Source organism: Kibdelosporangium persicum (assembly GCF_013280595.1).
Classification (GTDB): Bacteria; Actinomycetota; Actinomycetes; order Mycobacteriales; family Pseudonocardiaceae; genus Kibdelosporangium; species Kibdelosporangium persicum.
Map to the genome: position 1 here is coordinate 762,278 of NZ_JAAATY010000001.1, position 15,473 is coordinate 777,750.

The window sequence follows — 15,473 nt, forward strand, 5'->3', positions numbered from 1 at the left end:
GTGCGCCTCACGTCAAACGACGGCCAGCGGCAAGGCAGTCGGGTGCACAGGGGCGGGCAGGTCCGAGGCTCCGGTGAGGTACGCGTCGACGGCGTTGGCCACCGACCGGCCCTCGGCGATCGCCCAGACCACAAGGGACGCACCGCGGTGCGCGTCACCGCAGACGAACACCCCGGGCGCGGTGGTCTGCCAGTCCGGACCACACGACAACGTGCCGCGCTTGGTCAGTCGCAGGCCGAGACCGTCGAGCAACGGCATGTGCTCGACACCTTCGAACCCGATCGCCAGCAGCACCAGGTCCGCCGGGATGGTCTCCACCTCGTCCGACACCGGCGTCACCTGGCGCAGGCCGGTCTCCGGGTCCTTCTCGACCCGGACGGTGCGCAGTTCCACCGAGCGGACGTTGCCCTCGTCGTCGCCGACAAAACGCTCGACGGCGACGGCGAACCGGCGCTCGCCCGCCTCCTCGTGCGCCGGGTAGGTCCGGAGCACGACAGGCCACGTCGGCCACGGCGAACGCTCGTCGTCACGCACGTCCGGCGGCTTCGGGTACTGGTCGAGCTGCGTCACGCTCAGCGCGCCCTGCCGGGTCGCTGTGCCGTAGCAGTCCGCCCCGGTGTCACCGCCACCGATCACGAGGACGTGCTTGCCTTCGGCGCTGATCGACGACGGCCCGTCGCCCTCGCACTGCCGGTTGGCCGGAACCAGGTGCTCCATGGCCAGGTGCACGCCCTTGAGCTCACGCCCGGGGATGTCCGGTGCGTCGCGGCCACGCAAGGCGCCGACGGCAAGGACCACGGCGTCGAACGAGGCGCGAAGCTCCTCAACGGACAGTCCGCTGCCGCCGACCTCGCAGCCGGTGACGAACTTCGTGCCCTCGGCACGCAGCTGCGCGAGCCGACGGTCGAGGACCTTCTTCTCCATCTTGAACTCGGGGATGCCGTAGCGCAGCAGGCCACCGAGCCGGTCGTCGCGCTCGAACACCGTGACCTCATGGCCCGCACGGGTCAGCTGTTGTGCCGCGGCCAGGCCCGCGGGACCGGAGCCGACCACCGCGACCTTCCTGCCGCTGGACACAGTGGACACCCGAGCGGCCACGGTGTTGTTGTCCCACGCGACTTCCGAGATCGTCTCCTCGATGCGCTTGATGGTGACCGCGCCGCCGGAGTCCGGCGAGATGGCCAGCACGCACGCGGTCTCGCACGGCGCCGGGCACAGCTTCCCCGTGAACTCCGGGAAGTTGTTGGTCGCGTGCAGCCGCTCGCTGGCCAGTTCCCAGTCACCGCGGCGAACCAGGTCGTTCCACTCCGGGATCAGGTTGCCCAGCGGGCAGCCCGCCGTGCCGGAGTGGCAGAACGGGATGCCGCAGTCCATGCAACGGGTGGCCTGCTTGCGCACCTGGGTGTCGCGTTCGGACGGTGTGAGGGCCTGGTAGACCTCACGCCAGTCGCCGAGCCGCTCGTCGATCGGGCGCTTCGGCGCGTCCTTGCGCGGGAAGGAAAGGAAACCGTTCGGGTCAGCCACGGGACGCCTCCATCACTGCCTCGTCGACGTCACGCCCTTCGGCGCGGGCCAGTCGCATTGCCTCCAGGACTCGTTGGTAGTCACGCGGCATCACCTTGGTGAACGACACCGAACGCCGTGTCCAGTCGCCCAGCAGCGACGCCGCCACGGCCGAACCGGTGAGTTTGTGGTGCCGTGCCACGGTTTCCCGAAGCCAGTCCAGGTCCTCCGCGGTGAGCCGCTGCAACTCGACCATCTCGGTGTTCACCAGGGCCGGTTGCAGGTCGAGCACGTACGCCACACCGCCGGACATGCCGGCGGCCAGGTTGCGGCCGGTCGGGCCGAGCACCACGGCACGGCCGCCGGTCATGTACTCGAACGCGTGATCGCCGACGCCTTCGGCGACGATCACCGCGCCCGAGTTGCGCACACCGAACCGTTCACCGACCCGGCCGCGCAGGTAGATCTCGCCTGATGTGGCGCCGTAGCCGATCACGTTGCCCGCGATCACCTGCGCCTCGGCGGCGAAGGGCGCGTCCGCGTGCGGACGGACGATGATCCGCCCGCCGGACAGGCCCTTGCCGACGTAGTCGTTCGCGTCGCCGACGAGATCGAGGGTGATCCCGCGCGGCAGGAACGCACCGAGCGACTGACCGGCCGACCCGGTCAGCGTCACGTTGATCGTGTCCTCCGGCAGGCCGTCGCCGCCGTAGCGCCGGGTGACCTCCGAGCCGAGCAGCGTGCCGACCGTGCGGTTCACGTTCCGCACCGGCAGTTCCAGCTTCAGCGGGTGCGCGTCTTCCAACGCCGCCTCGGAAAGCTGGATCAGCGTGCGGTCGAGCGCGTGCGCCAGGCCGTGGTCCTGTTCCCGGACCTTGCGCGGAGCGTTGTTGTACGTGTTCTCGACCACCTCGAACACCGGCGTGAGGTCCAGGCCACCGGCCTTCCAGTGGTCGACGGCGTCGTCGACGTCCAGCAGCTCGGCGTGCCCGACGGCCTCGTCGATGGTCCGGAAACCCAGTTCCGCCAACATCTCGCGGACCTCGTGCGCGATGAAGTGGAAGTAGTTCACCACGTGCTCGGCCTTGCCGGTGTACCGCCTGCGCAGCACCGGGTTCTGCGTGGCGATGCCCACCGGGCAGGTGTCCAGGTGGCACACCCGCATCATCACGCAGCCCTCGACGATGAGGGGCGCGGTGGCGAAGCCGAACTCCTCGGCACCGAGCAGCGCGGCGATCACCACGTCCCGCCCGGTCTTCATCGCGCCGTCCACCTGCACGGTGATCCGGTCGCGCAGGCCGTTGAGCATCAACGTCTGGTGGGTCTCGGCCAGGCCGATCTCCCACGGCGTTCCGGCGTGCTTCAACGAGTTCAGCGGCGAGGCACCGGTTCCGCCGTCGTGGCCGGAGATCAGCACCACGTCCGCGTGCGCCTTGGCGACACCGGCCGCGACCGTGCCGACGCCCAGCTCGCTGACCAGCTTCACGTGGATGCGGGCCCGCTCGTTGGCGTTCTTCAGGTCGTGGATCAGCTGCGCCAGGTCCTCGATGGAGTAGATGTCGTGGTGCGGCGGCGGGGAGATCAGCCCGACGCCCGCGGTGGAGTGCCGCGTGCGGGCGATCCACGGGTAGACCTTGTTCGGCGGCAGCTGGCCGCCCTCACCCGGCTTCGCGCCCTGCGCCATCTTGATCTGGATGTCGTCCGCGTTCACCAGGTACTCGCTGGTCACGCCGAACCGTCCACTCGCGACCTGTTTGATCGCCGACCGGCGCTCCGGGTCGTAGAGGCGCTGCGCGTCCTCGCCGCCCTCGCCGGTGTTGGACCGGCCGCCGATCCGGTTCATCGCGATCGCCAGCGTCTCGTGCGCCTCAACGGAGATCGAGCCGTACGACATCGCGCCGGTGTTGAACCGCTTGAGGATCGACTCGATCGGCTCGACCTCGTTCAACGGCACCGGCGGGCGTTCGCCCGTGCGGAGCTTGAACAGGCCGCGCAGCGCGCCGCCCTCCCGGTTGAGCCGCTCGACTTCGGCGACGTACTGGCGGTACACGTCCTCGCGGCCGGTCTTCGTCGCGTGCTGCAACAGGAACACAGTCTCGGGCGTGAACAGGTGCAGCTCACCCTCGCGGCGGTAGGCGTACTCGCCGCCGCTCTCCAGCCGCCGGTGCACCCGGTCGGTCGGGTTCTCCGGGTGGGCACGGCGGTGCCGCTGCGCCGCCTCCTCGGCGAGCACGTCCAGCCCGACCCCGCCGAGCTTGGAGGACGTGCCGGTGAAATATTCGGCCAGGACGTCGTTGGCCAGGCCGAAAGCCTCGAAGACCTGGGCGGCGGTGTACGCGCCCACGGTCGAGATGCCCATCTTGGACATGATCTTCAGCACGCCCTTGACGAGCGCGTTGACGTAGTTGCGGACCGCCTTGCGCGGCTCGATGCCGGTGATCGCCCCGCCGCTGATCAAGTCCTCGATGGACTCGAACGCCAGGTACGGGTTCACCGCGGCGGCACCGTAACCCAGCAGCAGTGCGATGTGATGCACCTCGCGGGCGTCACCGCTCTCCACCACCAGCGCGACCCGCAGGCGCTCCTTGGTGCGCACCAGGTGGTGGTGCACCGCGGAGACCAGGAGCAGGGACGGGATCGGCGCCATCCGGTGATCGGAGTCACGGTCGGACAACACGAGCGTGCGGGCACCCGCGGCGATCGCCTCGGACGCCTCCCGGCGCACCCGCTCGATCGCGTCCGCCAGCGCCTTGCCGCCACCGTCCACCTCGTACAGTCCGGAAAGGACCGTGCAGGCGAACCCAGGCAGATCCCCATCGTCGTTGATGTGGATCAGCTTGGCCAGTTCGTCGTTGTCGATGACCGGGTACTGCAACTGGATGTGCCGGCAGGTGCGCGGGCCGGGATCGAGCAGGTTCTGCTCCGGGCCCATGATCCGGGCCATCGAGGTGACCAGCTCTTCCCGGATCGCGTCCAGCGGCGGGTTGGTGACCTGGGCGAAGTTCTGCTTGAAGTAGTCGTAGAGCAGCCGTGGCCGCTTCGACATCGCGGCAGGCGGCGTGTCGGTGCCCATCGACCCGATCGGCTCGGCGCCCTTCACGGCCATCGGGGTGAGCAGGATCTTCAGCTCTTCCTCGGTGTAGCCGAAGGTCAGCTGGCGGCGCAGCACCGACTCGTGCGTCTGCACCACGTGCTCACGGTTGGGCAGGTCCGACAGCTGCAGCAGACCGGCGTGCAGCCACTCGTCGTACGGCAACTGGTTGGCCAGCTCGGACTTGATCTCGTCGTCACCGACGATCCGGCCGGCCTCGGTGTCCACGAGGAACATCCGGCCCGGCTGCAAACGCCCCTTGGCCACGACCTGACTCGGCGGCACGTCAAGCACACCGGTCTCGCTGGCCAGCACGACGCGGTCGTCGGCGGTCCGCCACCAGCGCGCGGGCCGCAGACCGTTGCGGTCGAGCACGGCGCCGACAAGCGAGCCGTCGGTGAACGTCACACAGGCGGGGCCGTCCCACGGCTCCATCACACTGGCGTGGAACTGGTAGAAGGCACGCCGGGCAGCGTCCATTGTGGCGTGGTTCTCCCACGCCTCGGGGATCATCATCAGCACCGCGTGCGGCAGGCTGCGGCCACCCAGGTGCAGCAGTTCGAGGACCTCGTCGAACGACGCCGAGTCCGAGCCGTCCGGGTCGACGATCGGGTACAACCGGCTCAGGTCACCCGGGATCAGGTCGCTCTCGAGCAGTGCCTCACGGGCCCGCATCCGGTTGCGGTTGCCGCGAACCGTGTTGATCTCACCGTTGTGCGCGACGAACCGGAACGGGTGCGCCAGCGGCCACGACGGGAACGTGTTGGTGGAGAACCGGCTGTGCACCAACGCGATCGCGCTTTCCAGCCGCTCGTCACGCAGGTCGGTGAAGAACTTCGGCAGCTGCTCGGTGGTGAGCATTCCCTTGTACACCAGGGTGCGTGCCGACAGTGACGGGAAGTACACGCCGTGCCCGGCGGTCCGGCTCTCGTGCTCCGCGCGCTTGCGCAGGCAGAACGCCAGCCGGTCCAGGTCGATGCCAGTGGGCACGCGCCCGCCGTCATCCTCTTGCCCGGCAACGAAGAGCATGGCGAAGTGCGGCATCACCGACCGCGCCGTCGGGCCCACCTCCGCCGCGTCCGGCGCGACCGGCACGTCGCGCCAGCCCAGCACCGTCAGGTGCTCCTCGGCCGCGATCCGGCCGATCAGCTCGACCGCCGCGGCCCGTCGCTCCGGGTCCGCGGGCAGGAAAGCGATGCCGGCGGCGTATTCACCCGCCTCGGGCAACTCGATGCCCGCTACCGCCCGCAGCAGCCGGTCGGGCAGCTGGACCAGGATGCCGGCGCCGTCGCCGCTGGTCGGTTCCGCCCCGGCCGCGCCGCGGTGCTCCAGGTTCGCCAGTGCTGTCAGCCCGTCCGACACGATGCCGTGCGATCGGCGGCCGAGAATGTCGGCGACCATCGCGACACCACAGGAATCCACCTCGGTGGTGGGGTCGTACAGGCCCTGGGGACCTGGGATGGCGGAGAAGATCATGAGCAGACCTCCCTCGTCGTCCTCGCGCTCAGGTGTTTCCTTCTTCTGGGCGCGGGACGCCGATGGCCCGCTTAGTTGACGTGACCTTAACAGCCGCGAAACGCAAAAAACACTCTTGCGGAGTGAAATCAGTCGGCTGAGGTAACGATTTGACTGATCGGAACGATACTGCGCCGGTAAGGCTGGACTTCGTTCGTCAGACTCAGCATAACTGACGTCCGGGTTACCGCGAAATGGCACAAACTACCTGGTAGCGTGCCTGCAATGAGCTTGGGACGCCGCGCGTCGACGCTGATGCTGTCGTTACTGACCGTGTTCACCTTGGTCTCCTGCGCCACCAGAGAGCAACCAGCCGGTTCGGCGCCACCGTCCCAGTCCGCCTTTCCGGTGACGCTGACCGCACCGGACGGTAAGCAAGTCGTAATCGAACGACAACCGGCCCGGATCGTGTCACTGAGCCCGACAGCCACCGAAGTGTTGTTCACCATCGGCGCGGGCAAGCAGGTGGTCGCCGTGGACGACCAGTCGAACCACCCGGCCGAGGCACCGCGGACCCAGTTGTCCGGTTTCAAACCGAACGTCGAGGCGATCACTCGGCAAAACCCGGACCTGGTCGTGGTCGCGGCCGACCTGAACGACGTGGTCGGCGGCCTGACCGCGGTGAAGATCCCCGTGCTGCTGTTGCCGACAGCCAGGACGCTGGACGACGCGTATGCACAGTGGACACTGCTGGGCCAGGCGACCGGGCAGGTGCCCGCGGCCGACGACCTGGTCCGAAGGACCCGGGACGGGATCAAGCAGATCGTCGACGGAACGCCGAAAAAGCCGCTGAAGTACTACCACGAACTGGGGCCGGACCTGTACACCGCGACCTCCGGCACGTTCGTCGGCCGGGTGTACGGGCTGTTCGGGCTGGTGAACGTGGCCGACCCGGCGGACACCCCGGCGACCGGCGGCTACCCGCAACTCGGGCAGCAGGCCCTGTTCCAGGCCAACCCCGACCTGATCTTCCTCGCGGACACCAAATGCTGCGCCCAGACCGTCGAGACCGTCCGTGCCAGGCCACAGTGGTCGACCCTGACCGCGGTGCAGCGCAACAACATCGTGGCCCTGGACGACGACATCGCCTCGCGGTGGGGGCCGCGGATTCTCGACCTGGTCACGCAGGTGTCCGGCGCGGTGAAGCGAGCGGCAGGCTGAACCGACAGGGCCTGTCCGGCCGTGCACTGACGGTGGCGCTGATCCTGTTGGTGCTCGCCGCTTTCTCGTCGCTGCTGCTCGGCGTGTCCGACCTGGGGTATGCACGGGTGCTGCAAGAGATCTGGGCGCAGCTGACCGGTGGCGTGTCGCCGTTGTCGTCCCGGGAAGCCGCGATCCTGTGGTATCTCAGGGCTCCCCGGGTCGTGCTGGCGGCGTTGGTCGGTGGCGCGCTGGCCATCTCGGGTGCCGCGTTCCAGGGTGTGTTCCGCAATCCCTTGGCGGACCCGTACTTGCTGGGCGCGGCGGCCGGGGCCGGGCTGGGCGCGACCATCATCGTGGTGACCGCTCCGACGTGGAGCATCGCGTTGCCACTGGCGGCCTTCGCCGGCGCGCTCGGCGGTGTCGGGCTTTCGTGGGCGTTGAGCCAGTCGGCGGGGCGCAGCACGGCGACGCTGCTGCTCGCCGGGGTGGCGGTGGCGTCGTTCCTGACGGCCGTGCAGACCTTCGTGCAGCAGGCGAACATCGACACGATCCAGCGGGTGTACTCGTGGATGCTCGGCGGGCTCAACACCACCGGGTGGCGTGAGGTTCTGCTGACATTGCCGTACATCACCGTGACGAGTGTCGTGTTGTGGTTGTGCGCAAGGCTTCTGGACGTGTTGGCCGTCGGTGACGAGGAGGCGGCTTCGTTGGGCATCCGGCCCGCGCGGGTCCGGTTCCTCGTGCTGGGCGCTGCTTCGCTGGCGACCGCCGCGGCCGTGTCCGTCGGTGGCCTCATCGGGTTCGTCGGAATCGTGGTGCCGCACATCGTCCGGCTGCTCGCGGGGGCGAGTTACCGGGTCGTGCTGCCGTTGTCCCTGCTGGGCGGTGCGACGTTCCTGATCGTCGCGGACGAGATCGCGCGGACCGTGCTGGCACCGGCGGAACTGCCGATCGGCGTGATCACGGCGTTCACCGGGGCGCCGTTCTTCCTGTTGGTGCTGCGGATGAACAGGACCCGATGATGCTGGAACTGGTCGGCGTGACGGCCGGATACCGTGGCAGACCCGTGGTGTCCGAGGTGTCGGTGGCGGTCCCGCGCGGCAGCTGGCTGGCGATCATCGGCCCGAACGGCGCGGGCAAGTCGACCCTGTTGAAGTCCATCGCCGGGCTGGTCCCGCACTCGGGTTCCGTCCTGCTGGACGGACGGCCCGTCCAGCAGCTGAGCGCCCGGGAACGTGCCCAGGTGATGGGGTATTCACCGCAGACGCCATTGTTGCCTGAAGGATTGTCGGTCACCGCTTACGCTTTGCTCGGGCGTACGCCGCATTTGGGGACCCTGGCTCGGGAAGGCCCGCGGGATCTCGCCGTGGTCGAGCAGGTTCTGGCCAGGCTGGACCTTTCCTCGATGGCCCGGCGGTTGCTGCGGACCCTGTCGGGCGGTGAGCGGCAACGGGCCGTGCTCGCCCGGGTTCTGGCGCAGCAGACCGGAATCCTCCTGCTGGACGAGCCGACCACGGGCTTGGACATCGGGCACGCGCAGGCCTTGCTGGAGTTGGTGGACCGGTTGCGGACCGAGGATGGGACGACCGTGGTCACCACCTTGCACGACTTGACCCTGGCGGGCCAGTACGCCGACCGGCTGCTGTTGCTGGATCGCGGAAGCGTTGTGGCTTCAGGAGATTCAGCCTCCGTGCTGAACGCTTCCGTCCTGGCGCAGCACTACGACGCCCGGCTGAGTGTCATCGAAGGACCCGACGGAAGCCCGGTCGTAGTCCCCCAACGCCACCCGCCCAAGTAACACCCCTGGTCACCCCTCGTGAGTGTTTATCCGTGTTCTAACCCGGATAAACACTCACGAGGGGAGATCGGGGTACTAGAACGTGTTACAGTTTTTGCATGATCCTTGATCGGTTTCGGGTTGACGGGCTGGTCGGCGTGGTGACCGGGGCCGGGCGGGGAATCGGGGCCGCGACAGCGGTCGCCCTCGCCGAGGCCGGGGCTGACGTGGTCATCTCGTCGCGAACCGGTGACCAGCTCAAGGACGTCGCGCGACGGATCGAGGCGGCCGGGCGACGGGCCAGGATCGTCGAGGCGGACCTCAGTGACCTTGATGCCGTGCCGCAGTTGGCCGAGGCCGCGCGGGCGGAGTTCGGACGGCTGGACATCGTCGTCAACAACGTCGGCGGGTCGATGCCCGCGCCGTTCATGCACACCAGCCCGCAGACGCTGCTGGACGCGTTGAGCTTCAACGTGGCCACCGCGCACGCGCTGAACCTCGCCGCGGTGCCGATCATGCTGGAGAACGGCGGCGGGTCGATCGTCAACATCTCGTCGGCCATGGCCCGCCTGACCGGACGGGGATTCCTGGCGTACGGCACGGCGAAGGCCGCGCTCTCGCACTACACCAGGCTCGCCGCCACCGACCTGGCGCCGAAGATCCGGGTGAACGCCATCTGCGTCGGGTCGGTCGCCACGTCGGCGCTGGACATCGTCCTGCGCGACGAGGAGATCAAGACCAAGATGGAGCAGGCCACCCCGCTCAGGGTGATCGGGGAACCGGAGGACATCGCCGCGACGGTCCTGTACCTCACCAGCACCGCCGGGAAGTTCGTGACCGGCAAGGTCCTCGAGGTGGACGGCGGCACCGAACGACCCACTCTCGAACTGGGTTTGGAGGACCTGTGACGTATCGCGTCGTGCAGTGGAGCACCGGGAACGTCGGGCGGCACGCGATCGCGGGCATCGACGCGCGACCGGACCTGGAGCTCGTCGGGGTGTGGGTGTCCGCCGCGGACAAGGTGGGCCGGGACGCGGGCGAGCTCGCGGGCCTCGGCCGTGAACTCGGGGTCAAGGCCACCCATGACGCGGATGCGTTGCTGGCGTTGAAACCCGACTGCGTCGTGTACACCGCGATGGCCGACGACCGGTTGACCGAGGCGCTGGACGACCTCGCCAAAATCCTGCGGGCCGGCGTGAACGTGGTGTCCAGTTCGCCGGTGTTCCTCCAGTTCCCCGACGGCGTCGTGCCCGAGGAGGTCTCCGGCCCGGTCAGGACGGCCGCGGCGGAAGGCCAGGCTTCCCTGTGGGTCAACGGGATCGACCCCGGGTTCGCCAACGACGCGCTCCCGCTGGTCCTCACCGGCATCAGCGAACGCATCGACGAGGTCCGCTGTCAGGAGATCCTGGACTACTCCACGTACGACAACCGCAAGGTCCTGTTCGACATCATGGGTTTCGGCGCCCAGCCGGGCGACACCCCGCTGCTGCTGCAGCCCGGTGTGCTCGAACTGGCGTGGGGCAGCGTGGTCCGGCAGATCGCCGCGGGCCTGGACGTCCGGCTCGACGAGGTCACCGCCGTGTTCGAGACCGTGCCCGCGCCGGAGACGTTCGAGATCAAGTCCGGCACGATCGAAGCCGGAACCGCCGCGGCACTCCGGTTCGAGGTGATCGGGAAGGCCGACGGCAGGGCCGTGTGCGTGCTTGAGCACGTGACGCGACTGCGGGCCGACCTCGCGCCGGACTGGCCACAGCCGGTCGGTCACGGCAGCTACCGCGTGATCGTCACCGGCGAGCCGACCATGACGATCGACCTTCAGCTCATGGCATCCGACGGCGACCACAACACCGCGGGCCTGAAAACGACCGCGATGCGCCTGGTGAACGCGATCCCGGCCGTCGTCCAGGCACCGTCAGGCCTGCTCACCGCGCTCGATCTGCCGCTGATCACCGGCCGGGGACTGGTCGCCTGACCCGCTGAGGAACCTGCGGGCCGCGTCGATGGCGGCTTCGGCCTCATCGGCTGAACCGCAGGTGAGTTCGAGTTTCCGGCCGTCCCCGACGGTCAGCTTGAGCGTGACCTTCTTGGCGTTGCCGCGTGCGATCGCCCAGTCCCTGACCGCACGGATCAACGCCGTCGCCGTCGTACTGGTCAGCACGACGACGATCGCGTCGAGGACAGGCCCCATGTGGCCTTCCTCGATGGGCAGCGAGGACAGCTTCACCCGGCCACGCAGGTCGTCCTCGTCGCGCAGCCAGTTCGCCAGCGCCCGCAGGTCGTCTTCGGTTCCGTCGACAGAGATCGAAGCACTACCAGCCGTCACACCCGACCACAGTAGTGCCCCGGGAAAACGACAAGCCCGGCACGCGACCGGGCTTGTCCACTTCGTTGCCTGTTCAGTCCTTCTTCGGCTCCGCCTCGGGCTCGGGTTTCCGCTCGTCGTCCTTGGCTTCCGGGGCAGCCGGGACCTTCGCGGTCTCGTCCTCGTCGGCCTTCTTCGCCGAGCCGGCGTCGGGATCGGAGCCGGAGGCCGCCGTGGTGTCCTCGTCGGCCTTGTCCTCGGCGTCCTCGGACACCTCGATCGGGGTCGGGTCCTGTGGTGTGCCGTCGCCGCGCAGCAGCGCCAGGTCTTCGCGTTCGCCCTTGCCGCGAGCCATGATGAAGTACACGACCGCGCCGATGAACACCAGGATCGAGACCCAGACGTTGACCCGGACGCCGAACACGAGCGTGGCGTCGTCGGTGCGCATCAGCTCGATCCACGTGCGGCCGAGGGTGTAACCGGCGACGTACAGCGCGAACGCGCGGCCGTGGCCGAGGCGCACCTTCTTGTCGACGTACACGACCAGCAGCGCGACCGCGAGGTTCCACAGCAGTTCGTAGAGGAACGTCGGGTGCACGACCGCGATCGGCGTGTGGTCCACGGCCACGCCGGACAACTGGTCGGCGATCCCCGTCTCCGGGTTCACGCGCTGGTAGATCTCCAGGCCCCACGGCAGGGTCGTCGGACCGCCGTACAGCTCCTGGTTGAAGTAGTTGCCGATCCGGCCGATCGCCTGGGCCACCACGATGCCCGGCGCGACCGCGTCGGCGAAGACCGGCAGCGGGATGCCCTTGCGCTTGCAGCCCAGCCAGGCGCCCACGGCGCCGAGCGCGATCGCGCCCCAGATGCCCAGGCCGCCGTTCCAGATGTACAGCGCCTCGACCGGGTTCTTGCCCTCGCCGAAGTACCGGTGGTAGTCGGTGATCACGTGGTACAGCCGGCCACCGATCAGGCCGAACGGCACCGCGTACACCGCGATGTCCACCACTTCACCGGGCCGCCCGCCCCTGGCCTGCAGGCGTTTCTCGCCCCACCAGATCGCCACGATGATCCCGAGGATGATGAAGATCGCGTAGGCGCGGATCGGGATCGGGCCGATTTCCCAGACGCCCCTGTCCGGGCTCGGGATGTTAGCCAGGAAGACGTTCGCTCCGGTCACGAGGGCACACGGTAACGCCTCGCCCCGGCGGCCCGCATACCACCCTGCTGAGTGGCCGGCTCAGGAGGCCTGACCTGCGGCGACACGGGACCGGACACCTTCGGCCAGTTCGCCCGCGAGCGTACGGACCCCGTCGATGCCTTCGCCTGCCTGGGACACGAACGCCGAGCCGACGATCACCGCGTCCGCGTAGGCGGCGATCTCCGCCGCCTGCGCACCGGACCGCACGCCCAGACCCACGCCGATCGGCATGTCCGTGTGCGCGCGCACACGCCGCACGAGGTCAGGGGCCGCGTTGCTGATCGCGTCCCGTGCGCCCGTGACGCCCATGACCGACGCGGCGTACAGGAATCCGCTGCTCCTGGCGACGGTGGTGACGATCCGCTCCTCCGTGGACGCGGGCGCGACCAGGAAGATGCGGTCCAGGCCGTGTGTCTCGGACGCCGCGACCCACTCGTCGGCCTCGTCGACGATCAGGTCCGGGGTGATGATGCCCAGTCCGCCCGCGGCGGCGAGGTCACGCGCGAAGGCGTCCACGCCGTAGCGGTACACCGGGTTCCAGTACGTCATCACGACCGCGTGGCCACCGGTGGACGCCACCCGCTCGACCACGCGGAAGACGTCCTTCACCCGGAATCCGCCGCGCAGGGCCTGCTCGGCGGCGAGCTGGATCGTCGGGCCGTCCATCACCGGGTCGGAGAACGGCAGGCCGACCTCGACGATGTCGCAGCCGGACTCGACCATCGCGGTGAGCACCTCGGCGGAGCCGTCCACCGTCGGGTACCCGGCGGGCAGGTAGCCGACAAGTGCGGCCCGGTTCTCCGCCCTGGTGGCCTCGAACACCGTCGCCAGCCTGCTCATCAGGCGTCCTCCCCTACCAGGCCGAAGAACTTGGCCGCCGTGTCCATGTCCTTGTCGCCCCGGCCGGAGAGGCTGACCAGGATCACGCCGTCCGGGCCGAGTTCCTTGCCGAGCCTGATGGCTCCGGCGAGCGCGTGGGACGACTCGATGGCCGGGATGATGCCCTCGGTCCGGGACAGCAGCTGGAACGCCTCCATGGCCTCGTCATCGGTCACGGAGTAGTACTCGGCGCGGCCGGAGTCCTTGAGGTACGAGTGCTCCGGGCCGACGCCCGGGTAGTCCAGGCCGGCCGAGATCGAGTACGCCTCGGTGATCTGGCCGTCTTCGTCCTGCAGGAGGTACGAGCGGGAGCCGTGCAGCAGGCCCGGGCTGCCCTCGGACAGCGTGGCGCCGTGCTCACCGGACTCGATGCCGTGCCCGGCGGGCTCGTAGCCGACCAGGCGGACGTCCTTGTCGTCGATGAAGCCGTGGAAGATGCCGATCGCGTTGGAGCCACCGCCGACACACGCGGCGACGGCGTCCGGCAGCCGTCCGGCCTTCGCCAGCATCTGCCGCCGGGCCTCGATCCCGATGATCCGGTGGAAGTTGCGGACCATCAGCGGGAACGGGTGCGAGGCGGCCGCGGTGCCGAGCAGGTAGTGGGTGGTCTCCACATTGGTCACCCAGTCGCGCAGTGCCTCGTTGATCGCGTCCTTGAGGGTCCGTGACCCGGTCTTGACCGGCACGACCTCGGCGCCGAGCAGGCGCATCCGCGCCACGTTCAGCGCCTGGCGCTCGGTGTCGACCTCGCCCATGTAGATCACGCAGTCGAGGTCCAGCAGCGCGCACGCGGTCGCGGTGGCCACGCCGTGCTGGCCGGCGCCGGTCTCCGCGATGACCCGCTTCTTGCCCATCCGCTTGGTCAGCAGCGCCTGGCCCAGCACGTTGTTGATCTTGTGCGAGCCGGTGTGGTTGAGGTCCTCGCGCTTCAGCCAGATCTGCGCGCCACCGGCGTGCCTGGCGAACCGGGGCGCCTCGGTCAGCAGCGACGGGCGGCCCGCGTAGTCACTGAGCAGGCGCAGCAGCTCGTTGACGAAGTCGGGGTCCAGCCGGGCCTTGTCGTACTCGGCCGACAGCTCCTCCAGCGCCGGGATCAGCGCCTCCGGGATGAACCGGCCGCCGAACTCGCCGAAGTACCCGCGCTCGTCCGGGTCGTGCGAGTCGTGCTCGTGCCCGGTCCTGTCGTCGCTTCCGTTGTGCTCTGTCATCGCGAGGGCCTCGGGCATGCTGGGTGGGAACCGGCGGTGACCAGCTTGGTCAGCGCCGCCTTGGGATCGCCGCTGGCCACCAGGCCCTCGCCGACCAGCACCGCGTCGGCGCCTGCACCGGCGTACGCCATCAGGTCGCCGGGGCCGCGGACACCGGACTCGGCGATCTTGACCGTGTCGAACGGCAGTCCCGGGGCGATCCGGGTGAAGACCTCGCGGTCGACTTCGAGCGTGTGCAGGTCACGGGCGTTCACGCCGATCACCGACGCGCCCGCCTCCAGCGCGCGGTCGGCCTCCTCCGCGGTGTGCACCTCGACCAGCGCCGTCATGCCGAGCGACTCGACCCGATCGAGCAGGCCCACCAACGCGTTCTGCTCCAACGCCGCCACTATCAGCAGCACCAGATCCGCGCCGTGCAGCCGTGCCTCGTGCACCTGGTACGGGCTGACGACGAAGTCCTTGCGCAGCAACGGAACGTCCACCGCCGCACGGACGGCGTCGAAGTCCGCCAACGATCCGCCGAAGCGCCGCTGCTCGGTCAGCACGCTGATCACCCGCGCGCCGGCCTCCTCGTAGTCCTTGGCCAGCTCGGCCGGATTCGAGATGTCGGCCAGCTCGCCCTTGGACGGACTGCGGCGCTTGACCTCCGCGATCACGCCCACGTCCGTGGAGCGGAGCGCGCTGAGCGCGTCCCTCGGCGGCGCCACCTTCGCCGCCTTCTCCTTGAGGACCTCGAACGGAAGCCTCGCTTCGCGGGCCGCGAGATCCTCGCGCACACCGTCGATTATCGACTCGAGAACGCTCACCGCGTTTGCCCCTTCCCGCCGCACTGATGCTAACCCTGCGGCAGTTCT

The 15,473-nt window shown here is 69.1% G+C and carries 12 protein-coding genes; 5 read left to right on the top strand and 7 right to left on the bottom strand.

Translation table 11 applies throughout. From position 1 onward, the window contains the following. Positions 1 to 12: 12 nt before the first annotated feature. Together GC106_RS03480 and gltB are read right to left on the bottom strand one after the other, a co-directional pair. Positions 13 to 1,524, bottom strand: coding sequence for a glutamate synthase subunit beta (locus tag GC106_RS03480; protein ID WP_173124205.1), 1,512 nt, complete (start codon positions 1,522 to 1,524; stop codon positions 13 to 15). Beyond that, positions 1,517 to 6,070 carry a glutamate synthase large subunit gene (gene gltB / locus GC106_RS03485; protein WP_173124207.1) on the bottom strand — a complete coding sequence of 1,518 codons (4,554 nt, stop codon included), beginning with the start codon at positions 6,068 to 6,070 and terminating at the stop codon, positions 1,517 to 1,519. Before gltB ends, GC106_RS03480 begins: the two co-directional genes overlap by 8 nt. Before the next feature lie 264 nt (positions 6,071 to 6,334). Here gltB and GC106_RS03490 point away from each other — a divergent pair, with 264 nt between their 5' ends. The 5 genes from GC106_RS03490 (at position 6,335) to GC106_RS03510 (ending at position 11,001) form a co-directional block, all read left to right on the top strand. Next, on the top strand, positions 6,335 to 7,270 hold the full coding sequence (locus GC106_RS03490; RefSeq protein ID WP_217279941.1) for an ABC transporter substrate-binding protein: 936 nt from the start codon (positions 6,335 to 6,337) through the stop codon (positions 7,268 to 7,270). A 32-nt stretch (positions 7,271 to 7,302) separates the two neighbouring features. Beyond that, positions 7,303 to 8,274: a FecCD family ABC transporter permease gene (locus GC106_RS03495; protein ID WP_376777691.1), complete on the top strand. Its 972-nt coding sequence runs from the start codon at positions 7,303 to 7,305 to the stop codon at positions 8,272 to 8,274. Then, positions 8,271 to 9,050, top strand: coding sequence for an ABC transporter ATP-binding protein (locus tag GC106_RS03500; protein WP_376777692.1), 780 nt, complete (start codon positions 8,271 to 8,273; stop codon positions 9,048 to 9,050). The genes GC106_RS03495 and GC106_RS03500 overlap by 4 nt, the downstream gene beginning before the upstream one ends. Positions 9,051 to 9,148: 98 nt before the next feature. Beyond that, entirely contained in the window at positions 9,149 to 9,937 is a 789-nt protein-coding gene (locus tag GC106_RS03505) for an SDR family oxidoreductase (protein WP_173124211.1), read from the top strand. Continuing rightward, positions 9,934 to 11,001 carry an NAD(P)H-dependent amine dehydrogenase family protein gene (locus GC106_RS03510; protein WP_173124213.1) on the top strand — a complete coding sequence of 356 codons (1,068 nt, stop codon included), beginning with the start codon at positions 9,934 to 9,936 and terminating at the stop codon, positions 10,999 to 11,001. Before GC106_RS03505 ends, GC106_RS03510 begins: the two co-directional genes overlap by 4 nt. Here GC106_RS03510 and GC106_RS03515 read toward each other — a convergent pair. The 5 genes from GC106_RS03515 to trpC form a co-directional block, all read right to left on the bottom strand. Continuing rightward, positions 10,942 to 11,352: an effector-associated constant component EACC1 gene (locus tag GC106_RS03515; protein ID WP_173124215.1), complete on the bottom strand. Its 411-nt coding sequence runs from the start codon at positions 11,350 to 11,352 to the stop codon at positions 10,942 to 10,944. The genes GC106_RS03510 and GC106_RS03515 overlap by 60 nt on opposite strands. 73 nt (positions 11,353 to 11,425) lie before the next feature. Continuing rightward, positions 11,426 to 12,511, bottom strand: a complete 1,086-nt coding sequence (lgt, locus tag GC106_RS03520; protein ID WP_173124217.1) for a prolipoprotein diacylglyceryl transferase — start codon at positions 12,509 to 12,511, stop codon at positions 11,426 to 11,428. A 60-nt stretch (positions 12,512 to 12,571) separates the two neighbouring features. After that, the gene (gene trpA / locus GC106_RS03525) at positions 12,572 to 13,372 is read right to left on the bottom strand and encodes a tryptophan synthase subunit alpha (protein ID WP_173124218.1); all 801 of its coding nucleotides are present in this window, start codon (positions 13,370 to 13,372) and stop codon (positions 12,572 to 12,574) included. Beyond that, positions 13,372 to 14,637, bottom strand: a complete 1,266-nt coding sequence (trpB, locus tag GC106_RS03530; RefSeq protein ID WP_173124220.1) for a tryptophan synthase subunit beta — start codon at positions 14,635 to 14,637, stop codon at positions 13,372 to 13,374. The genes trpA and trpB overlap by 1 nt, the downstream gene beginning before the upstream one ends. Beyond that, positions 14,616 to 15,425, bottom strand: coding sequence for an indole-3-glycerol phosphate synthase TrpC (gene trpC / locus GC106_RS03535; RefSeq protein ID WP_173124222.1), 810 nt, complete (start codon positions 15,423 to 15,425; stop codon positions 14,616 to 14,618). Before trpC ends, trpB begins: the two co-directional genes overlap by 22 nt. Positions 15,426 to 15,473: the final 48 nt, after the last annotated feature.